The organism is Streptomyces spinosisporus (assembly GCF_022698145.1).
GTDB classification, from domain to species: domain Bacteria; phylum Actinomycetota; class Actinomycetes; order Streptomycetales; family Streptomycetaceae; genus Streptomyces; species Streptomyces spinosisporus.
Genome location: NZ_JALDAX010000004.1, coordinates 289,541 through 312,582 on the forward strand (window position 1 = coordinate 289,541; position 23,042 = coordinate 312,582).

Below are 23,042 nucleotides of genomic sequence, written 5' to 3' on the forward strand. Positions count from 1 at the left end.
AGCGTGGCCGGCCGCTCGCCGCGCCCCATTGCCCCGATTAACGGAACAGGACTGCCAGGCCCGCGATCAAGCCCATGATCAGCAGGCTCAGGATCGCGGTCGAGTATGTCACCGTGAGCCAGCCGCCCATGATGGAACCGCTCGCGTAGACCACGTTGGCGACAGCTGCGCACGCACTGACGAAGGCGGGCTTGTTACGGGTCTCGTCGGCCGTGCCAGGTGAAGCACTCATGATCGGAACGATATCGGCGCCTCGGGATTGTCCGCGGGGCCGGCGGGCGGCTGCGTTGTGCGGACGAGGTCGCGTTCGAGTTCGTCCAGGGCCTGGCGGGCTGCTCCGATGCGGGCGAGCAGCAGGCGGCGGCCCTCCGGTTCGAGAGCCGGGTCCGGGTCCTGCGCTTCCTCCTCCTTTTCCATCTCCCGGGCCTCGTCGAGGGACGTGATGACCACTCCGATGAGGACGTTGACGAGGACGAAGGAGGCCAGCAGGACGTAGGAGGCGTAGTAGACGAGGCTCCAGCGGGAGATCTCCAGGCCCGCGTGGACAGCGTCGCCTATGCCGTCGAGGGTCATCAGGAGGAAGAGCGTCAGGACGGCTCGGCCGATGGAACCGTAGTGCCCGGGATCTCGCTGGCCGAAGAAGACCCAGCCCACCATCGCGTACACGTACAGCAGCAGGGCGCCCACGAGCAGGAAGCTCAGCGTGCCGGGCAGGCTGCGGGCAACAGCGGCCAGCACGATCCTCAGCTGCGGCAGGAAGCGGGCCGTGCGCAGCACACGGGCGAGGCGCAACAGCCGTAGCACCGTGGTGTTCTCGCGGACCACCGGCAGGAAAGCGCACAGGACCACGGCCAGATCAAAGAGGTTCCAAGGATCCTTGAAGAAGCCCGAAGGGCGGTCGGCGTGTGCGCCCAGGCGCAGAAGGATCTCGACGGTGAACACCGCCAGGCAGCCGTGTTCGGCGAGCCGTAACCAGACGTGCCATTCCTCGACCAGCCCGGAGTACGTCTCTACGCCCAGCAATGCCGCGTTGAGCAGAATCACGGCGAAGACCGTGAGGGCGAACCATCGGGCGTCCGTGATGTCACTGCACCGGTGGGCCAGTTGCATACGGGCGGACCGCGCATCGCCGGCATCCGCCTGGTCGTACTGCTCCAGCATGCTGCTGTCTCGGCTCCTTGTCGCTGTGACACCTTCCGGCCAACCCGGCTGGAAGAACGGCTTGTTGGGCGATCAATCTCCAGGAGAGACTTCTACAGCACTGTAGATTGCAAACGAAGGGCGGACCTGATGTTCGGCTTGAGTGAGCTGGCCTTGATCCTGTTGGTGGTCGTGGTCGTCCTGGGGGTCAAGAAGCTGCCCGAGCTGACGCGGTCGGCGGGCAAGGCCACCCGGATCTTCAAGAGCGAGGCCAAGGCGCTCAAGGCGCAGGACTCGTCGGGCGGGGCGCCCCGCTCCTGAAAGAACTGGGGTGCGCATTCCATGCTCGTGGATGCGCACTGCCGACCGCACCGAAGCTCGTGATCGGACCGGCACGCACCCGACGAGCGCCCCGAACAGGCCAGGGCGCTCGACTGCGTTGTTGCCGCTACGCCGCCTGGGGTTGCATGAAGCGGGACAGCAGGTCGTCCAAGGTCACCATGCCGGTCAGCCGACCGGTGGCGTCGCGTACGACGGCGAGCGAGGCGCGACGCCCACGGAGGACGTCGATCGCGTCGGCGACCGTGGTGTCCTCGTTCAACTCCGGTACCGGGCGTGCCAGTTCGCGGGCACCTATGGCGCGGCCGCGGGCACGGGCGACCATGGCGTCGCGGGCGTGCACCGAGCCGAGCACTGTCTCACCGTCGCGGACCAGCAGGCGGGTACGGTCGTTGTCGGCCGCCACGCGCAGGACCTCGTCGAGGCCGGCGGCGCCGTCGACCGAGGTGATCTGCTCCGCGGGGACCTGCAGGTCACGCACCGGCGTCTCGGGCTCGGTCAGCGAGCGGGTGAGCAGCTCCGAGTCGGTCTCGCTGATCAGGCCCAGCCGCTCCGACTCCTCGACGAGGTGGGTGAGCTGCTCGCGGTTGTGAACCGAGGCCAGCTCGTCGCGTGGAGTGACCCGGCACAGCCGTACGAGTGCGTTGCTGATGGCGTTGAGCAGCGAGAGCAGCGGGCGTACGGCCTTCACCACCGCCCGGAAGGGCGGCGAGAGCAGCATCGCCGAGCGCTCCGGGTGGGCGATGGCCCAGGACTTGGGGGCCATCTCGCCGACCACCATGTGCAGGAACACCACGACGATCATCGCGACGGCGAACGCGATGCCGTAGCTGAGCGCGCTGGGCAGGCCCAAGTCGTGCAGCAACGGGTCGAGTTCGTGGGAGATCGCAGGCTTGGACACCGAGCCCAGGCCCAGGGTGCAGATGGTGATGCCCAGTTGGGCGCCGGCCAGCATCAGGGACAGCTCGCGCATGCCGGCCAGGGCCGCCCTCGCGCCGCGCTGCCCGTCGGCCGCCGCCTTCTCCATACGGTGCCGCTTGGCGGCGACCAGGGCGAACTCGGCGGCCACGAAGAAGCCACTGCCGACCAGCAGCAGCACGGTGACGAAGAGCGCCATCGGGAAACTCATGCCTGCTCCTCCTCACGTGCGGCTTCAGAGGCGGCTTCCAGCTCGGGTGATTTCTCCAGACGGACCCGTTCGGGCACGTGGCGGTCGAGGGCAAGTACGTCCATGGTGGCTCGTCCGCCGTCGGACAGTTCGACGGTGAGACGGTCGCCGATGGCGGGGAAGCGGCCGAGCCGGTCCACGATCAGGCCGGCCACCGTGTCGTAGTCGTCCTCCTCGGGCAGCTCGATTCCCGTGGCCTCGGCGACCTCGTCGAGGCGGCGCCCGGCGTCGACCAGCCAGCCGCCGTCCTCGTCCGCGACGGCCAGTTCGGTGACCGTGTCCGACTCGTCGGCGATGTCGCCCACCAGCTCCTCGGCGATGTCCTCGTAGGTGACGATGCCGGCGACCCCACCGTGCTCGTCCAGAACGACCGCGAACTCGTCGTCCCGCTCCCGCATCTGCTCGACCGCCTCCGGCAGCGGCAGGGTGTCGGGCAGCAGCAGCGGGCGCCGGGCGAGCGCGCACGCGGTAGCAGCGGTGAGCTGGGCGGCGGGCAAACGCATCAGCTCGCGCACGCCCAGCACGCCGGTGACGTCGTCCGGGTGGTCGCCGAGCACGGGGTAGTTGGAGTGACCGTGCTTGCCGATCAGGTCGACCGCTTCGGCGGCGGAAGCGTCCTTGCGGACGAAGACGGCGTCCGCGCGCGGCACCATCACCTCGTCCAGGGTGCGCTCGGAGAACTCCAGCGCATGGTCCAGCAGCGCGGCCGTGTCCTTGGGCAGCTCACCCTGCTCATGGGACTCGCCGATGAGCGTGCTCAGTTCTTCCAGGGTGGCGCCGTGGTGCAGTTCCTCGACGGGTTCGATGCCGACCTTGCGCAGCAGCGTGTTCGCCGCGCCGTCGAAGATGTGCACCACCGGGCCGACGACCTTCAGATACGCCAGCGTGGAGCCGGCCAGCGCCTTGGCCAGCCGCTCCGGCACGGCGATCGCGAGGTTCTTCGGGGCGAGCTCGCCCAGCACCATCTGCACCACCGTGGCGCCCACGAACGCGAGCACCACGGAGATGCCGGTGACCGCCGCATCCGGAATGCCGACGCCCGACAGCGCGGGCTTCAGCAGCGCCGACACGGACGGCTCGGCGATGAAACCGACGACCAGACCGGTCACCGTGATGCCCAGCTGGGCACCGGACAGCATGAACGACAACCGCTCCAGCACCTTCAGCGCACGCGCGGCCCTGCGGTCACCGCCCTCCGCCTCACGGGCCAGCGCAAGGCGGTCGGCGGAGACGTAGGCGAACTCCTGGGCGACGAAATAGCCGGTGCCCGCGGTCAGCACGAACACGGCCAGCAGGCCCAGGACTGCGCTCGCGGCACTCATCGAACACCACCCCGCCGTGTGCCGCGATCATGTCTGCTGTGGCGGGATGGTCGGGGACTGTGCCCCGAGGGGTCCGTCGATCTGGCGGACAAAGCTGGTACTCCTCTGGTAGCTCTGGGATCAGAGAAACGATTCTGGACACTTACGCGTTCCCGACGCCTCCGGGCCCATCTTCCATTCATGAATAGCCCGGGGCTACTCGAGCCCGTGGCGGTGTCGGCGTCGGGACGGGGGACGGGTGGATCGGACGGGGCTGGCATTCCTCACTGTTTTCGGCCTGGTGTGGTGGCTGGCGGGTGCGAGCGCGCTCGGCGGAGGGCTGTGGCCGGTGGCTGCTGTGGCCGGATGCGCGGTCGCGGCAGGCGTATGGCGTAGCGGACGCGACGTACGTACGGCGGCTCGAACACCGCTTCCCGGCGACATGCGCCGCCGCTTCGGCCGGATCAACGCACTGCAGTGGCTGGGCATCGGCCTGGTCGTCGCAGCCGCGCTGGCGGGCCGTGTGCCCGAGCTGATTCCCGGTCTGGTGGCCGTCGTCGTCGGCCTCCACTTCCTGCCGCTGGCCGCACTCTTCCAACAGCCACGGTTTCATCTGACCGGGGCCTTGATGATCAGCGTCGGCGCGGCGGGCTGCGCCGTCAGCGCCGCCGGAGGTCCGGCGAACGCCGCCCGGATGGCCGTGGGTTTGGGCGCGGCTGCCGTCCTTTGGGGTACGGCGTGCCTGGCCAGGCACGCGCCGACCGGCCCAGGAACCGAGGGGCACACCCAGACGACGTGACCTTCCACGCACCTTCGCCCGCCCCTCACGTGCGTGCAGCGACGGGGTCGCGCGCCGCCTCGGCCACTTCCCGTCTGAAGGCCCACGCCACCTTCGGCTCCATGGCGCACCTGAAGGCCCGGCGGACTGGTGGGGTGCACAGCACGGTCACGATCACGGCGGCGACGAGCGTGACCGTGATCTCGCCGAGCGGTCCGTGGATCCACGCGAGGTCGTACCAGCCCCAGAACTTGGAGCCCTGCGCGACGAAGCCGTGCAGCAGGTAGCCGTAGAGCGTGCCCGCGCCCAGCGCGGTGAACCACATCCGGCGCCCGGGCACCCAGGCCAGGAAGCAGACGGCCAGGACCGTCGAGCAGCCGAAGAGGGCCAGGGTCATGACGGGCCCGGACCAGTCGGGTGCGCCGAGGGCCTCGGCGCTGTCGTCGTGGAAGAGCCAGGCGTAGTTCATCCGCGGGACCGCCCAGTACGCCATGGCGAGTGCGCAGACGAACACCGGCACGGCCAGGATCCTCACCTTCCAGCGGCGTATCAGCCGGAAGTGCTCCGGCCGCAGGCACAGACCGAGCACGAAGTAGGGCAGGAACTGCAGGACGCGCTGCAGGTCGAGGTCGGTGCCTATGGACGGGGAGAGGGTCGCCAGCATCGCGACGGCGATTGCGAGCGGCAGCGGCCAACGCACGCCCTTCCAGATGGGGGTGGTCAGCCGCCAGATGAACAGCGCCGCCAGGAACCACGTCAGGTACAGCGGGTCCAGCAGGCTGATCGGGCGGTCCGGGACCTGGTCCGTCCACCGGGTGTAGAAGGTGTACGCCGTCTCGAAGACGACGTACGGGACGGCCACGCCGGTGACCAGTCGCTTGATCCGCTGCGGGCTCGCGTCGAAACTGCGGGACATGTAGCCGGAGATGACGATGAATGCCGGCATGTGTAAGGCGTAGACGAACATGTAGAGCGCGGTGACGGTGCGGCTGCCCTCGCGCAGCGGCTCCCATGCGTGGCCCATCGCCACCAGCACGATCGCCAGATACTTGGCGTTGTCGAAAAAGGCGTCGCGTTGCTTGGCGGGTCTCGCCCGACGAGCAGCCGGTGGGGCGGCGGTCTCGTCGGCGCTGGCGGAGCCGGTGGCCGGCTGTGGCGGATGTGCTGGGCGGTTTTAGTGCAGCGTTTCGTGCACGGTTCCTTCCTCAGGAAACCCGGGCAGAGCAAGCAGGGTCTTGCCGGGCTTCCGCGTGTGGGGGGATGCGAAGGACCCCAGGCACCGTAGTCATCGCCCGCCAGTCGCGTAAGCCCGCATCGTCGGCGGGGTTGCAGGCGTCACGGAAGGCAGACCTCGGCTCTGCCTCGACGTGCTGTGGAAGCCCGCCGCCCGCACGCGGGGCGACAGGTCTCCCAGGCGGGCGACGGGTGTTGGGGGCGTGCCGTCAGACGTTGACGCCGAAGTCGGAGGCGATACCGGCCAGCCCGGAGGCATAACCCTGGCCAACCGCGCGGAACTTCCACTCGCCGCCGTGCCGGTACAGCTCGCCGAAGACCATCGCGGTCTCGGTGGAGGCGTCCTCGGACAGGTCGTAGCGGGCGATCTCCTGGCTGTTCGCCTGGTTCACCACCCGGATGAATGCGTTGCGCACCTGGCCGAAGCTCTGGCCGCGGGCGTCCGCGTCATGGATGGACACCGGGAAGACGATCTTGTCGATATCGGCGGGTACAGCGGCGAGGTTCACCTTGATGCTCTCGTCGTCCCCCTCGCCCTCGCCGGTGAGGTTGTCGCCGGTGTGCTCCACCGAACCGTCCGGGCTGCGCAGGTTGTTGTAGAAGACGAAATGCTGGTCGGAGACGACCTTGCCGGATGCGTTGAGCAGCAGCGCGGAGGCGTCGAGGTCGTAGTCCGCGCCGGTGGTGGTGCGTACGTCCCATCCGAGACCTACAAGGACCGCGGTCAGCCCCGGTGCCTCCTTGTTCAGCGACACGTTGCCGCCCTTGCCCAGGGAAACTCCCACGGCTCTTCCTCCCGGTTGCGGGTTGTCTTTACGGTCAGTGGGTTTCAACGCAGAACCTACCGCCATGGTTCCCATGCTTGCGCAACAACTAAAGTATCGGCATCACAGGTTCCGCACCGGGCGAGCCGGCACCAACAAGGCGAGGGATGGCAGATGTTCTCCGACGTAGGCCCACTCGAACTCGTCACCCTGGTCATCCTCGCAGTGCTGCTCTTCGGCCCCGACAAACTGCCGGAGATCATCCAGAACGTGGCGGAGTTCCTGCGCAAGGTGCGGGCGTTCTCCGACAGCGCCAAAGAGGAGATCCGCTCCGAACTGGGGCCGGAGTTCAAGGACTTCGAGTTCGAGGACCTGCACCCGAAGACCTTCGTACGCAAACATGTCCTGGACGGCGAGGAACTGGGGCTCGGGTCCGGACTCGGGCTCGACGAGATCCGCGGTGCACTGGACCCCAGGAAGGAACTGACGGAAGCCGCCGATGCCGTGCGCGAGGCGGCGGAGATCAGCTCATCACAGGGCTCCGCGACGCGCCCCGTAACCCTGACAAAGCCCGAACACGCCGAGGCGGCGGCGCCTCCGGTATTCGACAAAGACGCCACCTGAGCAGCCGGGACTCCTCACGCGCCTCGCGATTCGATTTAACAGTTGCGCAATACTTAAACTGTTGCCGTGGAGACGAGGCCAGTGACGGGGCAGGAAGCGGCTGTTCTCAGCGGAGGACCCGCGGACGGGTTGCGCATGCGGGTCACGGACCGGCCGTGGGTGATCCAGGTGACCTACCTCTGCGAGGTGGAAGGCCGGCCGGACGGGGTGCGCGCGGAGGCGCTGTACATCTACCGGCGTGACGCCGGCGTGAAGAGCGAGCCACTGCTCTACGGCTTCGACATCGCGAGCCCCTGACCGTCGCACCCCGCGGGACGTCAGCGGGCGGCGGTGTCCTCGGAGACCGTGCGGGCCGAGGTCGCATCCCCGGGCGCGGACTGGATGACCTTCGCGGCCGACGGCTCGGGCGTCCCGTCGGACGAGGCGGCAGCCGTCGGGGCGCCGTCGTCCTTCATGGCCTTGGCCTCGCTCTTGAGGATGCGCATCGACTTGCCCAGCCCACGGGCGGCCTCCGGCAGCTTCTTCGAACCGAACAGCACGATGATGACGATCGCGACGATCAGCAGGTGCCAGGGTTCCAGTCCGTTGCGGAGCATCCCGCCCACCCTTCTCTACGCCGAAAAGCAGTGCGCGCCGGGCAGGCCGCACCCTCTGCCATGATTGCTACCTTGCGCAACTGTACAACCCTGGGGTCGGGCCGGTCGCCCCCTCCGGACGAGTCACCTGCGGCGCACTCGCACCGGGCGCCGATCCCCTCGGCTGATTCCCGCAGTCCACCGGGCAGCAGCCCGGGGTGGCTGCACGGAGGGGCGCGCGCCTGTCCGTGACGGGGCACACGACGCCCGGTACCGACAGCTTGTCGACCGCACCGGTTCACCAGCGGTCGGCTGTGCCGCCGTCCTCAAGGCCCAAGCTGCGGGCAATTCCCAACAGCTCGAGAGTGCCGCGGGCCTGAGTGCCGACGTGCGTAACGATCAACCGGGTGCGGCGCAGACGCACTGCGTGCAGCGCCATGAGGAAGGCCCTGCCGCCGCCGCTGTCGAGACGAGAGACCCGTCGGAGATCGATCTCCAATACCTGCGGATCCGAGGCGACGGCTTTCCGTAATTTCTCACCGACTAGCTCTGCGTTCGCCGCCGTGATCTCTCCACTGATCCGCACGACGACGCGGTCCGCGTCACCGGAGGTACGAACCGTGCGCCGCAACGAACGCAGCACCCGGCCGCAGACCTTCCGAATTCCATCCGCTGCCGGCGGCGAACCGGGGGGCGAGGAATCCGTCATTGGAGTCTCCCTACCAGCGTCGGTGGAGTTGACGCCTCCCTCCCGACCTGGCGCTCGCTACGTGACGTCGCGGGCCGAAGAGACGTTGCACGATGGCGGGATCGCGCAGGGGCTCGGCGTCCCCCTCATCATTCCATCGTTGCGCGACTCATAATGTGTCGGCCGGAGACCCGCCCGATTGCCCACGCTGCCCGCTCGCTTCGGAGCGCTGTTCACCTGGCCCCGATCACGCAGAGAACGACTCGCTTCACGCGTCGGAATCGGGCTTGCTGCTCGCCGCCGCGTACGCCTGTGCCGGGGTCATGGCGACGCCGTTGAGGCTGACGGTCTTGTAAGAGCTCACCTTCGCGCAGGACTTGGACTCGTCGGCGGTGGAGGCGTGGGCGTTGGAGACGGCGGCCTTCGCGTCGGCGGGTGCCGGTGAGGACGAGGTGCCCGGGTAGGTGGTGCCGCTCGGCCAGTCGCTGCCGATCACCAGAGTCAGGCCGGTGCCGGTGCCCTGCTCAAGGTGTGCGGAGGACAGCCCCAGCGCCTCGGCCGCGGTCTGCGCCTCGGCCTTCTGGTCCGTGCCGTAGGTCAGGGTGGTCGTGGTCGCCGGACTCGGGGCGTTGGCCGTGGTCGTGGCGGAGCTGAAGCCCTGTTCGGTCAGGGCGGTGGCGACGGCGGAGGCGCGGCCGGTGATGTCGGTGCCGTTCTCGACCGTCACGGCGATCTGCGACGCGGGCACCGCCGAGGCGGTCGCGGTCGCGGAGGCCGCCGCGGACTTCTTGCCGGAACCGGTGGTCAGCGACTGGTCGCCGGCGATGGTGGCGAAGAGGGACTTGGCGCCCGCGCCCACCACCACGCGGTTGTCGTCGGTCGGGTCGGGGGCGGTCTGCATGGTGGTGAAGGTGATCCGCTTGGTGGGGACCTTGTCCAGGTCGGTGGCGAGGCCGATGAGCTTTTTGACGCTGCCCAGGCCGTCGTCGACGGTCAGGGCCTTGGTGGCCGCGTCGGCGAGGTCGTAGACGGCGGTGGGGTCGGTCAGGGTGCCTGCGCTCTTGAACTTGCGGATCATCGAGCTGAGGAAGATGTGCTGGGAGACGGTACGGCCGAGGTCGCTGCCGTCGCCGAAGCCGTGCCGCGAGCGGACGAACTCCAGCGCCGCCTCGCCCTTGAGGGTGTGGGTGCCCTTGGACAGCTTCAGGTGCGAGTAGGTGTCGTAGACGTTGTCGCTGACGCACACCGAGACACCGCCGACCGCGTCCGACATCTTGACCACACCCGAGAAGTCGAGCTTGACGAAGTGGTCGATGGGGATGCCGGTGAGCTGGTGGATCGTGGCCACCTGGCAGGCCGGGCCGTACTGCAGCGCGCTGTTGATCTGGCCGTGGTAGCCAGCCGTAGACGTGCCGTTCTCGCCGTCCTTGCAGGCCGGGACGTCGGTGATGGTGTCGCGGGGGATGCTCATCACGGTGGCGTTGGACCGGTCGGCGGCGATGTGCACCACCATCTGGACGTCCGCGTTGCCGTTGCCGGTCTGCACGCCGGTCTTCGAACAGCCGCCGCCGAGCTTGCAGTCGGCCTTGCTGGTACGGCCGTCCGAGCCCATGACCAGGATGTTAATCGGGGTGCGGCCGAAGGCGTCGGCCTTCTCGGTGCCGCCTTTGCCGTCGAGCGAGATGCTGTTGATGTTGCCGTTCAGGTGCTCGTAGAACCACCAGCCGGCACCGGCGGTGGCCAGGATCAGGACGGACAGACAGATCGCGGCGATCTTCAGGATCCGCCTGCCGCGCCGCACTGGTCGGACTCGGCGGCGCGACCGCGTGCCGCCGCGTTCGCGCGAGGCCGCCCGTACCGCCGCCCGGCCACCGGGTGGGCGGGCGCCGTCGGACTCGGTCGCGCGCTGTCCGGGCACCCGCGCGCTACGGCTGCGCGTCGCCTGCCCGACCGGGCCGTCCCACGGGTCGCTCATCCACCACTCCCATGAAACGGTCGGGCTCGCTTGCGTGATTGCGCAATCTAACAAACGAATCACATGTACAGCACAGTTCCCGCCGCAATTCACAGGTGAGGGATGTCATGGAACCCGCAACCTCACTGCCCCGTCGGCCCGTACCGGGCGATGATCCACGCGGCACCGCGCTCGGCCAGCACCCGTCGCCGCCCCCGCCGCGAACGCCGTAATCGCGCCTGCGGAGACGGAACTTCGGGCGGCCTGTCCGCCAAAACGGCGAGACGGCCGGCGGCACGCGCCAGCTCTGCCTGCAGCCCCCTGCGGCGCTCCGAAGAACCCGCCCTCAGTAGCGCCGAGTAGAGCCCTTCGACTTCGGCCACGGCGGCGCCCAGCCGCAGATTCGCATCACGCACTCGCTGTCTGTCCCCGCGCGGCATAGCTGCCCGCCCTCCCCCGAAACCGGGGCCGCCCCGGCGAATTCAATTATTGCGCAAGGCGGCAATTGGATTCAGCGTGTGCCGACGGCCCCTCCCGCCTTGGCCCAGTTCGCGTGCAACTTGTTCAGGTACGACTGGGCCTGACTGCCGGGGGTCGCGCCACGGGCGAAGGCGAGCATGTTGCCCGCGCCGGCGTTGTAGCCAAGGGCCAGCAGCTCGTTCTTCGTGTAGGAAGCGGGCCAGGTTGCGGGCAGTTGCTTCGTGAGGTCGTGCAGGTACCAGGCTTCGGCCTCGATGGCGAGGTCCCGGTCGTCGGGCAGTTCCTCCCAGCGACGGTCAGCGAAGTCCCGGCCCTTCTTGACCCCGTCGAAGGTGGCACGGTGCATGTTCGCGATACCGAAGGCGGCGTCCGGCTTGTACTTCTGCCAGGCCCGCTCGAAAGCCGGGCTTTGGGGTTTGTACGCCTCGTTGTAGAGGATCGCCATCAGCAACTGGGCGCTGACGCCGCTCTGTTTGGCACGGGTGCGGATCAGGGAGGCGTAGTCGGCGGGGTCGTACGACGAGGCGGTCGTCGCAGAAGCGGAGGGAGCGGCGGAGCCGCCTGACGCCGACCGTGTCGAGGAGGCTGCCCCTGCCGGATGTTTCGTTTCGCCCTGCGAGGTGTCGGCCGCGCGCACGATGACGTACAACGCCAGGACGAAGACCGCCACAGCGAGCCACCGCTTCGGTGCCCGGGACTCGGACATGTCTGGCCCCCTCTCGCACCCGCACTCGGCAAGCATCCTTGTACCGCAGGCCGACTAAGACCCGCGTGAGGCGGCGCCGCGTAGCCGCCCCGCCCGTCGGTCATTCCGCCCGGCGTCGCTCGTAGCGTGCCCTGGCCGCCAGGAGGCCGGCGGCGTAGAGGACGAGAACGGCGGCGAGCAGCAGGTAGTACACGATCGGCAGCGCGGTGAGGCCGAGCATGGGCCCGAGTGGCGAGGGCGGCAGCAGCACTCCGACGGCGGCCAGCGTCGCCGCGGCCCAGGTGACGGGACCCGGCATGCGCCCCTCTGCACCGCGCCGTGCCGCGCGCATGAGCAGCATCACCAGGGCCTGGGTGAGCAGGTTCTCGGTGAACCAGCCGGAATGGAACACCGCCTCGTCGTCCCCGGTCCCCGGCCCGTGCAGGGCGAGGGCCAGGACACCGAACGTCGCCAGGTCGGCGACGGCGTTGAGAACACCGAACCCGGTGATGAATCGCAGAAGGTCGCGTGGACGCAGCACGGTCGGCCGACGCAGCACCGACGGGTGCGGGTGATCGTGGGCGAAGGCCAGCTGTGCGGCGTCGAAGCACAGGTTCTGGACCAGGACCTGTGCCGGCAGCATCGGCAGGAACGGCAGGAGCAGGCCCGCGGAGAGCATCGCGATCACGTTGCCGAGATTCGAGGACAACGTGATGCGCAGGTACGTGGCGATGTTGCCGCCCGCATGCCGGCCCGCGGTGATGGCGTGGGCGATGGCAGTGAGGTCCTTCTCGGCGAGCACCAGATCCGCGCCCTCGCGGGCGACGTCGGCGGCTTCGCGAGGGGCGATACCGACGTCCGCCGTGCGCAGGGCGGGCAGGTCGTTGACGCCGTCGCCGAGAAAGCCGACGGCGTGCCCGGAGGTCCGCAGTGCGTGAGTGATCCGGGCCTTGTCGTCGGGCGCGCAGCGGGCGAAGACCGTCGTACGGCGGGCGAGACAGGCGAGTTCGGCGTCGCCGAGGCCGCCGATCCGGTCGGCGGTGAGCACGGCGTCCGCGGCGAGGGGAAGGCCGAGGTCGCGGCAGACGCGGGCGGCGGTTCCCGGATGGTCGCCGGTGAGGATCTTGACCGTGACCCCCTGGTCGGTGAGGACCTTCAGCGCGTCGGCGGCGGTGGGAGCGAGCGCATCCCTGAGGGTGATCAGCCCGCGGAAAGCGAGGTCGCGTTCGTCCGCGGGGGTGTAGTCGCGGGCACGTGCCGGGCGTTCGGCGGTGGCGACCGCCAGGACACGCAGGCCGCCGTCCGCCTGCTGGGCGGCGAGGCCACGCAGCCGCTCCCGCTCCTCTTCCGCGAGGGTGCAGCAGCCGAGGACGGCCTCCACATCCCCCTTGACGACCAGGGTATGCCGGCCGAACCGGCCCGGAGTGCGGATGACGGCGGTGGCGATCCTGCGCACCGAGTCGAAGGGGATGGCCGCCATCCCTTCGTACGCCATGAGTTCGTCCTCGCCGGCCGCGTCCAGGATCGTTTCGTCGAGGGCGTCGGGAGTGGGCAGGTCGGCGAGTTGCAGGGTCCACCAGGCATTGACGGCGGCCCAGTGCAGGACGTCCGGGTCGTCCCGCCCGTCCGGTCCGAGGGCCCGGTCGAGGACCGGCCGGTCCTGGGTGAGCGTGCCGGTCTTGTCCAGGCACAGCACATCCACGGCCCCGACGTCGTGCAGCGCGGGCAGGCGTTTGACGATCACCCCGTGGGAGCGGGCCAGCAGCGCTGCACCGCGCGCCAGGCACATGGTGACGAGGACCGGCAGCATCTCCGGCGTCAGCCCGACCGCCACCGCGACCGCGAACGGCAGCGTCTCCAGGCCGCGGTCGCGCAGCGCCGCGTTCGCCATCAGCACCAGCGGCGGGGTGAGCAGCATGAACCGGATCAGGATCCACGAGATGCCGTGCACGGACCGGTCGAAGGCGCTCGCGTCCTGCCGCCCGGACGGACGGCCGTGCGCGTCGGCGAACCGGGTGTGTGCGCCGGTCGCGGTGACGACTGCGGTGGCGCTGCCGGAGGCGACGCTGCTGCCCTGGAAGCACAGCTGGGGCTGGCCGAAGGGCCCGCGGTCAGGCTCGGAAGGGATGTCGTCCGCGTGCTTCGCCACGGGCGCCGACTCTCCCGTCAGCGCGGCCTGGTGCACTGTCAGACCGCTTGACCGCAGCAGTCGTACATCCGCCGGAACCAGGTCACCCGGCCCGAGCCGGATCACATCGCCGGGGACCAGGTCGTACACCGGAATCTCGCGGGCCGCCGACGCCACGTCCATGTCGTGGTCATCGGTTCGCCGCAGCACGGTTGCGGTGGTGGCGACCAGCTCACGCAGCGCCGCCGTGGACCCGTTGGCCCGGTACTCGCCCGTCGCCCGCAGCACACAGCTCACCACGACCAGCAGGAGGATCACCGAGGCGGTGCCCCAGGCGAAGACGGCCGCGGACACCAGCCCGAGGCTTCCCAGCACCGCCGTGAACGGGTCGCGCAGACTGCGGACGAACAGCCGCAGCCACGAGGTTTCGCTCCGTTCCGGAAGCGTGTTCTGACCCCACCTGGCCAGGCGCTCCTCGGCCTGCGCCTCCGTCAGACCCCGCGGACCACTGTCGAGGCGGCGCAGCACTTCCAGCACGGTCGGCGCGGCAGGGACCGAAGAGGATCCCTCACTCCCAAGTGCCGAGACTGCCGATACGGCCCCGGGAGCAGGGAGTTCGGCGTCCTGCCCCGAGGCTGCGGTGGTCTCAGCCACCGGTCCCGTGCAGTCGGCGTACCGTCGCGGCGGCCGGCTGCAGGCGGGCCGTCAGCTGTCCGACCATCACGCGCACCACGGTCACGACGTCGGGGTCGTCGACGTAGTAGACCTGGCGGCGGCCCTCACGACGGGAGCGGACGAGCCCGGCGAGCTTCAGCTTCGCCAGGTGCTGGCTTACCGCGGGAAGCGCGCCGCCGACGCGGTCGGCGAGATGAGTGACGTCGATCTCGCCCTGGGACAGGGCCCACATGATGTGCAGCCGGGCGGGCGACGCGAGCAGCCCGAACGCGGCAGCCGCCTCCGTCAGAAGCTCGGCGGACGGGTCCTCGAAGCCACCGCCGATCTTCGCCACAGCCTTCTCCCGTCCCGCCGTCATCACAGTCGCCGCACAAGCGCCCACCCAGTGTAGGGGCGGCGGGCACGGCCCTTGACCGATGAGTCCTCTCAGTCCTCGTAGTAGTTGTTCACCACGACTTCCGGTTCGTCGTCGTCGAACGCCTCGTTCAGCAGCGCGCCGCCGACCAGACCGGCCGCACCGGCGCCGATCAGCGCGCCGGCGCCGAAGCGGCGCCCGCCGTCCTGCTGCTGGTGGTGGTCGTGGTGGTCGCCGTACGGCTGCCCGTAGCCGCCCTGTTGCGGATAGCCCTGCGGCGCGGGCTGCGGATACCCCTGCTGGGGCGGCGTGTAGAACGGCGGAGGTGTGGTCTGCACTCGCTGTGCGCAGCCTCCGCACGCTTGGATCGACCGGGAGACACCCCACTGCGGGGACCAGTTCACCGTCGTCGTGCCAGGACCGTGGTTGGGGTCGAAGAAGCACGTCATGGAGGGGCTCCCTGTGGGTTGCGGCGGTGCAGTGAAGGTCGGAGCAGGGGAGGACACGACGGTCGGTGTCGGCGCGGCGGGCGCGGGCGGCGGGTACGTACTCGTGCTGACAAGCGGCGAAACAGCGGGGGCCGGGCTCGGCGCCTCCTCGCGCAGGACGCTAACGCCGTAGTCGGTGGCGATGCCCGCGAGCCCGGAGGCGTAGCCCTGGCCGATCGCGCGGAACTTCCATTCCGCGCCGTGTCGGTACAACTCGCCGAAGACCAGCGCGGTCTCGCTCGTCATGCCGCCGACGGCTAGGTCGTAGCGGGCCAGTTCGCTCCCGCTGTCCTGGTCGAGTACGCGGATGTGGGCGCGGTGCACCTGCCCGAAGGACTGTCCGCGGGCCGCGCCCTCGTGGAGGGAGACCGGGAAGGCGATCTTCGCGATGTGCGCCGGGACCCGGGCGAGGTCGATGTGGATCTGCTGATTGTCGCCTCCCACGGGGGCGCCGCTACCGGTGTGGCGGACCGAACCGTCCGGGCTGCTCAGGTTGTTGAAGAAGACGAAGTGCTCGTCGGACGGCACCCTGCCCGATTCGGCACACAGCAGGGCGCTGGCGTCCAGTTCGTAGCCTGCGTTTGCCTCCCAGCCCAGTCCGATCGTCACCGCAGTCAAGCCTGGGGCCTGCTTGCTCAGCGACACGTTGCCGCCCTTGGCCAGGGACACTGCCACGTCCTCCTCCATTTCGTGACTTGCGCAATATCTTAATCAAGTGACAGTACGTCAACGGCCAGGTCGCAGCTGCCTGTGAGCCCTCGTCACAGCGTTCAGGTCACCCGTAGGCTTGCGCAAACGAGCAATCCTTACTCCTGGAGGACAACACCGTGGGCATCATCAGCTGGATCATCCTCGGCCTGCTCGCCGGAGCGATCGCCAAGATCCTGCTGCCCGGCCGCGACCCCGGGGGCCTGATCGGCACCACCCTCATCGGCATCGCGGGCGCCTTCGTCGGCGGCTGGCTCTCCGCGCGCTTCCTCGACCGCCCGGTGGAGAAGCAGTTCTTCGACCTCTACACCTGGGGCGCGGCGATCGGCGGCTCACTGGTCCTGCTCATCGGTTACCGGCTGCTGTTCGGCAACTCGCGCGACTGACCCCCGTGTCGGCCGCCCAGGTCACAGGTGACCGGCGATGGCGGGCAGCAGGTCCTGGAAGGTGCGGCCGGCGGCGGGCTCGCCGATGGCCGTCAACTGCCAGCCGCCGCCCGCCCGGTGGAACTTGGCCATGATCTGGGCGGTGTGGGCGCCGCCGCCGCTGAGGGTGTATCGGGCGAGTTCCTGACCGGTGATCTCGTCGACCAGGCGGCAGAAGGCGTTCTGCACCTGGGCGAAGGTCTGCCCGGTGAACGAGTTGACCGTGAAGACGATCTGGTCGACATGGGCGGGCACACGACCGAGGTCGACGAGGATGACCTCGTCATCACCGCCGACGCCGGCGCCTCCGGTGAGGTTGTCCCCGAGGTGCCGTACGGAGCCGTCGTCACTGGTCAGGTGCTGGAAGAAAGCGACGTCGGCCAGCTGCCCGGCGGAGAAGAGCAGCGCCGAGGCGTCCAGGTCGATGTCGCGGGGGCCGGTCAGTTTGGCCAGGAAGCCCTTGGCGGGCGCGGCCTGCCAGCCGAGTCCCATGCGTACGGAACTCAGGGCGCTGCCGTCGGACTTGCTCAGGCTGATCTGCTGGCCCTTGCTCAGATTGACCGACACGGGGCATCTCGCTTTCTGTCGCTGGATTGTCCAGGGGGAGGAGAGCTACGGGGTGAGGGCTTCGGGCAGGTGGCGGCGCAGGTAGGGCCGTATGCCCCGCTCCAGGAGGGCTTGCTGCCAGTGCTCACGGGCCTGGTTCAGGGAAGTCCCGGTGCGCTGGTTCAGGGCAGTGCGCAGCAGAGCCCAGAGGCTGAAGCCGGCGGTGACCACCGCGACGAGGGCGAGCAGCCATCCCGCCTTCACCACTGACGAAGCCGGCCTCGTGGCCGTGTCGGCGAGACGAAGCGCGTACCCGGTGAGCAGGAGAATGACCGCCGCCGCAGCCGACACAAGAGGCACGAGTACCGCCAGGGCAGCCCACAGGGTGTTGCCGGCCGCGGGAATCCTCCTGCTCGCTGCCGCTTCCGGGTTCGTTGCGGCATCCCGGGCAGCGAGAAAGGCGAGGTATTCGTCACCGGCCGCGGCCGCTATCGCCTCTGCATCCCCCAAGGCCCGATCACGCAGACGCACGGTGGCTCTTCCGGTGGGATCGTCGCGGAGCGCCGAGCGGATGTCGTCTGCTCCGAGCGCCAGGCTCAACGCCCGCTCAAAGTCCGCTCGGTCCTCCGGGCGGAGGTCGGGCGCGCTGGTCACGGGTACGGCGGACGCGCCGTCAGACGTTGACGCCGAAGTCGGCGGCGATGCCGGCCAGCCCGGAGGCGTAACCCTGGCCGACGGCACGGAACTTCCACTCGGCACCACTGCGGTACAGCTCACCGAATACCATCGCGGTCTCGGTCGACGCGTCCTCCGACAGGTCGTAGCGGGCGAGCTCGGTGCCGCCGGCCTGGTTGACGACGCGGATGAAGGAGGCGTTGCGGACCTGCCCGAAGCTCTGCCCGCGCGCCTCCGCGTCATGAATCGACACCGGGAACACGATCCGGTCGACCTCGGTGGGCACGGCGGCGAGGTTCACCTTGACGCTCTCGTCGTCACCCTCGCCCTCACCGGTGAGGTTGTCGCCGGTGTGCTCGACCGAACCGTCCGGGCTGGTGAGGTTGTTGTAGAAGACGAAGTGCCGGTCGGAGACGACCTTGCCCGACGCGTTCAGCAACAGCGCGGAGGCGTCCAGGTCGAAGTCGGCCCCGGTGGTGCTCCGCACGTCCCAGCCCAGACCGACCACGACGGCGCTCAGGCCCGGTGCCTCCTTGCTCAGCGAGACGTTGCCGCCCTTGGCCAGGGAAACACCCATGCTTCATCCCTCCACGCAATGCTGTCGGTCGGGGCCGTGCCGCGGACCCGATCTAGAATCTACATCACTGTAGAAATATTCGTGGAGGCGACGCGGGCGGGCAGTACCAAATGCGCCATGCGCCACCCCCGTGAGGTTGTGCACCTAGGGAGCCGTTGAAGCCCGCTCTATACGATGTGACGCTCCCGGGCACGAGCAGCCAAGTGGGTAAGGGAGGAGACCAGGGTGGCAAAGCCGGACTCGCATCGTCAGCGAAGGGCGCACGGAGCGTTGGAGACGCAGGTGCTCGCGGCGCTGAACGAGGCCGACGGCCCGGTGACCGCCGGGTGGGTGCAGGAGCACCTGGCCGCCGATCTGGCGTACACGACCGTAATGACGGTGCTGGCCCGTCTGTTGGCGAAGAATGCCGTCACGCGCAGACGGGAAGGCCGGTCGTTCGCCTGGATGCCCGCCGCGGACGAGGCGGGGCTGGCCGCATGGAAGATGCACCGGGTGCTGAACAGCGAGCAGGACCGCAGGGCGGTACTGGCCAGCTTCGTCACCGCACTGCCGGAGGGCGACGAGCAGCTGCTGCGCGAGCTGCTGGACCAGGCCGGCGACAAAGACTGAGGACGGACGAGGACCGAGGATCGAGGACAAGGGCTGACAGCGATGGGCGTCTTCGTCTTTCTGCCACTGGTACTGCCGTTGACGGCCTGGCCGATAGCGCGCCTGGCCACACAGCGCCTGCACCCCCGCACCGCCACGCTGCTGCTGACCGGCGTCTCCTGCGTCATGGCCCTGTGCAGCACGGTGTGCCTGGCCCTGCTGATGGTGGTCGGCACCGCTCAACTGCCCGGCAATCCGCTGCCCGACGGCTGGTCGGACCCCGAAGTGCGCGAGAGCGTGCCCCACGACGAGATCGCCGGGAAGGCCGCGATCCCCGCACTGATCACGGTCGTCACCAGCTGCGGCCGGGCGCTTCTTCATCACTTCCGTTTCCGGTGGCGCGCCCACCAGGCGCTGGCGGACCTGCCGTCCACCCAGGTGGCCGTGCTCCCGGACCCACAGCCCTACGCCTATGCCCTGCCCGGCGGTCCACGCGACCGGATCGTGGTGTCCACCGCGATGATCGACTGCCTCGGCTCACGGGAACGCCGCGCCCTGTTCGCCCACGAGCGCACGCATCTCGCCGCCGGCCACCATCGCCACCTGCTGCTCGTCCAACTGGCCGCGTGCGCCAACCCGTTCCTACGACCGCTGCGCACGGCTGTGGGCTACACGGCGGAGCGGTGGGCGGACGAAGAGGCCGCTCAGGCCGTCGGCAGCCGCAAGACGGTGGCCCGCGCCATCGGCAAGGCAGCCCTCGTCTCGCGCGGAACCCCTGTGCCCACGCTCGCCTCTCTCGCCGCGCCGGGCCCGTTGCCGCGACGGATCGCGGCTCTGCTCGGGCCGCCCGCCGTACGTACCTGGCCACCGGTCTTCACGGCGGCCGGCCTGGCCTTGTGGACCGCCGCCAGCGGAGCGCTTCTGTCGGCGACGCTCTCGGCCAACTCGGCCTTCACCCTGCTGCTCCTGCTGCACGCGGCCACACCGCTCTGACCCCGAACACTGGGCCGGCGCCGACAAGTTGTCGCTCCTGTCGACCCCGGCGACGCACCACGGCAAACAGTTCGGTCACAGGTCGAACTCGTGCGGCGGCAACTCCAGCGCGAAGCAGGCATCCCGCACCACGGCGCGCTCCGTGGCGTCGAAGTCACCGTCGGCACCGCCGATCACGATGCCGATCTGGATCACGGCACGCGCCTCGGCCGGCTTCTTCTTCGCCTTGGCGATCTCCTGCAGCACACCCACCTTGCCGAAGTCGAAGTCGGCGGTCAGCTTGTTGAGGTTGTCGTCGAAGCGGCGCTGGAGGTCGTCGGCGGGGAAGTTCTGCAGCACCTCGTTGCTGAAGATCAGTTGCGCGACGCGCTGACGCTCGGACGGGTCGATCTTCCCGTCGGCAGCGGCTACCAGGGCGCACATCGCCATGCTCGCGTCCCGGAACGCCCCACTCTTCAGATCGTTCTTCTTCGCCACCAGCTGCGTCTGCATCTGCGACGCCGAGTCCTTGATGCGGTCCCACAGGGCCATGTCCACTCCCCATACTCCAGCAGACTTCTACATTCATGTAGAAGATAGCAGGGCGAGCACATCCGCCTCACCCATCCACAGGACTAACGCGCGGCGCGATCACCTCGTTCCTCCTGGTCCGCCTCCTCGATGCAGTCGAGCAGAAACGGCACCATCCCCCGTTCCATCAGGGCCAGTTCCCATGCCTTCCGCGCCCTCGCCACCTCCCGGCCGACGTCACCGGCGCCCATGGAACGAGTGCGCGCCTTCGTCACCGACAGCCAGATCAGGTCACCGACCAGCGCACCGACTGCGACCGCGCACAGGAGCAGTCCCGCGGTGATCAGACCGTCGCCGACGTAGGGCCGCCCGCCGAAGACGCGCAGCCCGCACCCGGGCAGAAGGAAGAGAAGCCCCGCGACGGCCGGCAGCCCCGGGAAGAGCACCGCCGGCGAACGCAGCGACCACCTGCCCGCACCACGAGCCGTCGATGCTTCACCGTCGGGAGACAGACTGGAATCCATAGCCAGCGCTTCGAGGTAGGCGCGGTACTCGGCGTCCACCGATGCCGCGATCGCCGTCCTCGCGCCGAGCGCCTTCGCCCGCAGACCCTCCCGGCTGACGGCGCCTCCACAACGGTCGATCGCCTCCGCGATCGGCCCGAGGCTCATGGCCTCGTCCAGCGTCCGCTCCAAGGCTGCACTGCACTCCGGCCTCAATGGTTCGGCAACCGTCATACGTCCCCCGATGGTTCAAGGCGGAGCCGCGAGTCTAATAGTCGTGGAGTTGCGCAATCTTCAAACCGTGGGAGTGTGCGCTTCTTCACCGGGAACCCGCGGAGCATGGAGATTTCAGGCGTCATCAGCGCGATCGTCATCGGCATCGTGATCGGTGTCCTCGGACGACTGGTCGTTCCTGGTCGCCAGCGCATCGGCGTCCTGTGGACGATCGCGATCGGCATCGTCGCCGCGTTCATCGGCACGGGCATCGCATCCGGCCTCGGCGTCGCCGACACCAAGGGTGTCGACTGGATCGAGTGGATCATCCAGATCGCCCTCGCGGCCTTCGGAGTGGCTGCGCTCAACAAGGTGAAGCTGCGCCGCTGACGCACTCCTGCCCATCACCCCGGTCTCGCGCGCCGACCCACCCGGCCCGTCGTCCTCCTCCAAGCCTGTGGCCAAGGCCGCCGACCGAGCCTGAGTTACGGTGATCGCCATGCGTTGGGGGGATCATTCAGCCTGGGTCCGGTGTGGGGCGGCTGTGTACGTCATCGGATTCCTGGAAGGAACAGGCGCGCACGCGTACTTTCTGACGACGGGCGGGCTGAACGCCTACAGCTACGCACCGATGCCCGTCCAACTGCTCTTTCATGCGCTTCTGCTGCTGGATCTGCTGGTCGCTCTGCTGATATTGCGAGGCCACCCGGGCGCTCCTCTGCTCGCTGCCGCGGTCATGCTCGCGGATCTGGTCGCGAACTGGGACATCCAATGGGACGCCGTTGTGGCGCACCCGGTGGCCTACCTCCGTCCCGTCGGACTACTGCCCATCACCCTCTTCGGCATCTTCGTCGTGTTCACCGCCATCCCGTTGCGCCGGGGCCTGGCGGCCCGTGCCGGCCATGGCTGACAGGCCGCCCCGATGACCGGAGCGGAGATGAACTACTTACTGACGGCAAAACGCATCAGGGCATGCTCGTCACCCTGCTTGATCTTGCCAGTCACGTTGATCACCTCGAGCTTCCAACTGCCGCCGACCCGCATCGCCTTGGCCACGGCACAGCCGTTGTCCTGCGTGAGCAGGCTCGGCCAGATGTCGGCGACCTGCTGCGAGCTGCCCCCGGTCGCGTCGTAGACCTTGAAGCTGATGTTGCGCGCCTTCTGGAAGGAGCTGCCCTTCTTGTAGGCGGCGGCCACGAACACGATCGAAGTGATGTTGGGCGGGATCCGGTCGAGCTCGACCGTCACCGTCTCGTCGTCCCCGTCCCCGTGCCCGGTCTGGTTGTCGCCGCTGTGCACCAACGAGCCGTTGCCCAAAGGGTCGAGTGAGTCGAGACCGGCAAGGCGCACCGGGTCCGCGCCCTGCATGGCGATGGCGATCAGGTCGAGGTCAGTACCGGTCTTGCGGCGCAGCTTGCCCAACACCCCGCCGCTGCTGCCGGCGGTGGGATCCCAGGAAACCCCGATGGACAGATGAGTCACTCCGTCCAGGTCTGCCGGGCCGTCTTCCTTGGAGAGCGTGATCATGTATGGGTCCTCACTTATGTCAGATATCAGGGGAGCTACAACACGCAGAGTGTGCCTGGCCCCCTCGCCGTTCCAGGTGACGGGCCCCCACGAACCCGCCGGCATGGTTGACGACGCGGACGAAGGCGCCCCGGACCTGACCGAAGATCTGCCCACGGTTCTCGGGGTAGGGAATGCGTGCATCCGTTGCATGCGTCCGTCACGCGGAACAACCGGCGAGCCCCGGATGTTTTCCACAAGACCGACACGCTTTGCTTGTCCTTTACCATTGGCGTGAGGGCGTTGTGCGCGCCCTCCCTGCCCGACGTACCGAAAAGGAGCCGGAGTCCCGCAATGGGTGAGCCTCCCAGTACCAGCCGTGCCACGCCCCGCCCAGGTCACAAACATGAGGACCCGGGGGTG

27 protein-coding genes and 1 pseudogene are annotated in these 23,042 nt (G+C 68.9%); 9 read left to right on the forward strand and 19 right to left on the reverse strand.

Going from position 1 to position 23,042, the window contains the following annotated elements; translation table 11 throughout:
- Positions 1-37: 37 nt before the first annotated feature.
- Together MQN93_RS12835 and MQN93_RS12840 are read right to left on the reverse strand one after the other, a co-directional pair.
- Entirely contained in the window at positions 38-232 is a 195-nt protein-coding gene (locus tag MQN93_RS12835; protein ID WP_242709576.1) for a hypothetical protein, read from the reverse strand.
- Positions 229-1,161 carry an ion transporter gene (locus tag MQN93_RS12840; RefSeq protein WP_242709577.1) on the reverse strand — a complete coding sequence of 311 codons (933 nt, stop codon included), beginning with the start codon at positions 1,159-1,161 and terminating at the stop codon, positions 229-231. The genes MQN93_RS12835 and MQN93_RS12840 overlap by 4 nt, the downstream gene beginning before the upstream one ends.
- A 129-nt stretch (positions 1,162-1,290) precedes the next feature.
- Here MQN93_RS12840 and MQN93_RS12845 point away from each other — a divergent pair, with 129 nt between their 5' ends.
- Positions 1,291-1,461: a twin-arginine translocase TatA/TatE family subunit gene (locus tag MQN93_RS12845; RefSeq protein ID WP_242709578.1), complete on the forward strand. Its 171-nt coding sequence runs from the start codon at positions 1,291-1,293 to the stop codon at positions 1,459-1,461.
- Positions 1,462-1,588: 127 nt separating this feature from the next.
- Here the strand turns inward: MQN93_RS12845 and MQN93_RS12850 are convergent, their stop codons facing one another.
- Together MQN93_RS12850 and MQN93_RS12855 are read right to left on the reverse strand one after the other, a co-directional pair.
- The gene (locus tag MQN93_RS12850; protein WP_242709579.1) at positions 1,589-2,608 is read right to left on the reverse strand and encodes a hemolysin family protein; all 1,020 of its coding nucleotides are present in this window, start codon (positions 2,606-2,608) and stop codon (positions 1,589-1,591) included.
- Entirely contained in the window at positions 2,605-3,969 is a 1,365-nt protein-coding gene (locus MQN93_RS12855) for a hemolysin family protein (protein ID WP_242709580.1), read from the reverse strand. Before MQN93_RS12855 ends, MQN93_RS12850 begins: the two co-directional genes overlap by 4 nt.
- 238 nt (positions 3,970-4,207) lie before the next feature.
- On the opposite strand from MQN93_RS12855, the gene MQN93_RS12860 reads away from it, so the two are divergent.
- The gene (locus MQN93_RS12860; RefSeq protein ID WP_242709581.1) at positions 4,208-4,747 is read left to right on the forward strand and encodes a hypothetical protein; all 540 of its coding nucleotides are present in this window, start codon (positions 4,208-4,210) and stop codon (positions 4,745-4,747) included.
- Between the two features lie 25 nt (positions 4,748-4,772).
- Here the strand turns inward: MQN93_RS12860 and MQN93_RS12865 are convergent, their stop codons facing one another.
- Together MQN93_RS12865 and MQN93_RS12870 are read right to left on the reverse strand one after the other, a co-directional pair.
- Entirely contained in the window at positions 4,773-5,750 is a 978-nt protein-coding gene (locus tag MQN93_RS12865; protein ID WP_372504346.1) for an acyltransferase family protein, read from the reverse strand.
- Positions 5,751-6,168: 418 nt separating this feature from the next.
- The gene (locus MQN93_RS12870; RefSeq protein ID WP_242709582.1) at positions 6,169-6,744 is read right to left on the reverse strand and encodes a TerD family protein; all 576 of its coding nucleotides are present in this window, start codon (positions 6,742-6,744) and stop codon (positions 6,169-6,171) included.
- Between the two features lie 153 nt (positions 6,745-6,897).
- On the opposite strand from MQN93_RS12870, the gene MQN93_RS12875 reads away from it, so the two are divergent.
- Both MQN93_RS12875 and MQN93_RS12880 read left to right on the forward strand, forming a co-directional pair.
- Entirely contained in the window at positions 6,898-7,347 is a 450-nt protein-coding gene (locus MQN93_RS12875; RefSeq protein WP_242709583.1) for a sec-independent translocase, read from the forward strand.
- Between the two features lie 66 nt (positions 7,348-7,413).
- Positions 7,414-7,644: a hypothetical protein gene (locus MQN93_RS12880; protein WP_242709584.1), complete on the forward strand. Its 231-nt coding sequence runs from the start codon at positions 7,414-7,416 to the stop codon at positions 7,642-7,644.
- A gap of 20 nt (positions 7,645-7,664) precedes the next feature.
- Here MQN93_RS12880 and tatA read toward each other — a convergent pair whose 3' ends face one another.
- From tatA to MQN93_RS44210, 7 genes and pseudogenes are all read right to left on the reverse strand, one after another.
- Complete coding sequence (tatA, locus tag MQN93_RS12885) at positions 7,665-7,943, reverse strand: Sec-independent protein translocase subunit TatA (RefSeq protein ID WP_242709585.1); 279 nt, start codon at positions 7,941-7,943, stop codon at positions 7,665-7,667.
- 277 nt (positions 7,944-8,220) lie between these two features.
- Positions 8,221-8,631 carry an STAS domain-containing protein gene (locus MQN93_RS12890; RefSeq protein WP_242709586.1) on the reverse strand — a complete coding sequence of 137 codons (411 nt, stop codon included), beginning with the start codon at positions 8,629-8,631 and terminating at the stop codon, positions 8,221-8,223.
- A gap of 247 nt (positions 8,632-8,878) precedes the next feature.
- Positions 8,879-10,585 carry an LCP family protein gene (locus tag MQN93_RS12895; RefSeq protein ID WP_242709587.1) on the reverse strand — a complete coding sequence of 569 codons (1,707 nt, stop codon included), beginning with the start codon at positions 10,583-10,585 and terminating at the stop codon, positions 8,879-8,881.
- A gap of 490 nt (positions 10,586-11,075) precedes the next feature.
- Entirely contained in the window at positions 11,076-11,750 is a 675-nt protein-coding gene (locus MQN93_RS12900; protein ID WP_242709588.1) for a transglycosylase SLT domain-containing protein, read from the reverse strand.
- 100 nt (positions 11,751-11,850) lie between these two features.
- Positions 11,851-14,511 (reverse strand): magnesium-translocating P-type ATPase, encoded by a 2,661-nt coding sequence (gene mgtA / locus MQN93_RS12905; protein ID WP_242709589.1) that lies wholly within the window; start codon positions 14,509-14,511, stop codon positions 11,851-11,853.
- Positions 14,504-14,866 (reverse strand): ArsR/SmtB family transcription factor, encoded by a 363-nt coding sequence (locus tag MQN93_RS12910; protein WP_242709590.1) that lies wholly within the window; start codon positions 14,864-14,866, stop codon positions 14,504-14,506. The genes mgtA and MQN93_RS12910 overlap by 8 nt, the downstream gene beginning before the upstream one ends.
- Before the next feature lie 626 nt (positions 14,867-15,492).
- Positions 15,493-16,050, reverse strand: a pseudogene (locus MQN93_RS44210) (TerD family protein); the annotation flags it as partial.
- Positions 16,051-16,202: 152 nt separating this feature from the next.
- Here MQN93_RS44210 and MQN93_RS12920 point away from each other — a divergent pair.
- Positions 16,203-16,469, forward strand: a complete 267-nt coding sequence (locus MQN93_RS12920) for a GlsB/YeaQ/YmgE family stress response membrane protein (RefSeq protein ID WP_242709591.1) — start codon at positions 16,203-16,205, stop codon at positions 16,467-16,469.
- Between the two features lie 21 nt (positions 16,470-16,490).
- On the opposite strand, the gene MQN93_RS12925 is transcribed toward MQN93_RS12920, so the two are convergent.
- The 3 genes from MQN93_RS12925 to MQN93_RS12935 are packed head-to-tail and all read right to left on the reverse strand — an operon-like array spanning position 16,491 to position 18,306.
- The gene (locus MQN93_RS12925) at positions 16,491-17,075 is read right to left on the reverse strand and encodes a TerD family protein (protein WP_242709592.1); all 585 of its coding nucleotides are present in this window, start codon (positions 17,073-17,075) and stop codon (positions 16,491-16,493) included.
- Between the two features lie 45 nt (positions 17,076-17,120).
- Positions 17,121-17,708, reverse strand: a complete 588-nt coding sequence (locus MQN93_RS12930; protein WP_242709593.1) for a hypothetical protein — start codon at positions 17,706-17,708, stop codon at positions 17,121-17,123.
- A 19-nt stretch (positions 17,709-17,727) separates the two neighbouring features.
- Positions 17,728-18,306 (reverse strand): TerD family protein, encoded by a 579-nt coding sequence (locus MQN93_RS12935; RefSeq protein ID WP_242709594.1) that lies wholly within the window; start codon positions 18,304-18,306, stop codon positions 17,728-17,730.
- A gap of 225 nt (positions 18,307-18,531) precedes the next feature.
- On the opposite strand from MQN93_RS12935, the gene MQN93_RS12940 reads away from it, so the two are divergent.
- Positions 18,532-18,915, forward strand: coding sequence for a BlaI/MecI/CopY family transcriptional regulator (locus MQN93_RS12940; RefSeq protein WP_308404298.1), 384 nt, complete (start codon positions 18,532-18,534; stop codon positions 18,913-18,915).
- Between the two features lie 42 nt (positions 18,916-18,957).
- Entirely contained in the window at positions 18,958-19,887 is a 930-nt protein-coding gene (locus tag MQN93_RS12945; protein ID WP_242709596.1) for a M56 family metallopeptidase, read from the forward strand.
- A 75-nt stretch (positions 19,888-19,962) separates the two neighbouring features.
- On the opposite strand, the gene MQN93_RS12950 is transcribed toward MQN93_RS12945, so the two are convergent.
- A complete protein-coding gene (locus MQN93_RS12950; protein ID WP_242709597.1) occupies positions 19,963-20,418 on the reverse strand; it encodes a tellurite resistance TerB family protein in 456 nt (151 codons plus the stop codon).
- 83 nt (positions 20,419-20,501) lie between these two features.
- Complete coding sequence (locus MQN93_RS12955; RefSeq protein WP_242709598.1) at positions 20,502-21,092, reverse strand: hypothetical protein; 591 nt, start codon at positions 21,090-21,092, stop codon at positions 20,502-20,504.
- Between the two features lie 147 nt (positions 21,093-21,239).
- Here MQN93_RS12955 and MQN93_RS12960 point away from each other — a divergent pair, with 147 nt between their 5' ends.
- On the forward strand, positions 21,240-21,503 hold the full coding sequence (locus MQN93_RS12960) for a GlsB/YeaQ/YmgE family stress response membrane protein (protein ID WP_242709599.1): 264 nt from the start codon (positions 21,240-21,242) through the stop codon (positions 21,501-21,503).
- Between the two features lie 154 nt (positions 21,504-21,657).
- Entirely contained in the window at positions 21,658-22,023 is a 366-nt protein-coding gene (locus MQN93_RS12965; protein WP_242709600.1) for a hypothetical protein, read from the forward strand.
- A 32-nt stretch (positions 22,024-22,055) separates the two neighbouring features.
- Here MQN93_RS12965 and MQN93_RS12970 read toward each other — a convergent pair whose 3' ends face one another.
- Positions 22,056-22,640, reverse strand: coding sequence for a TerD family protein (locus tag MQN93_RS12970; RefSeq protein WP_242709601.1), 585 nt, complete (start codon positions 22,638-22,640; stop codon positions 22,056-22,058).
- Positions 22,641-23,042: the final 402 nt, after the last annotated feature.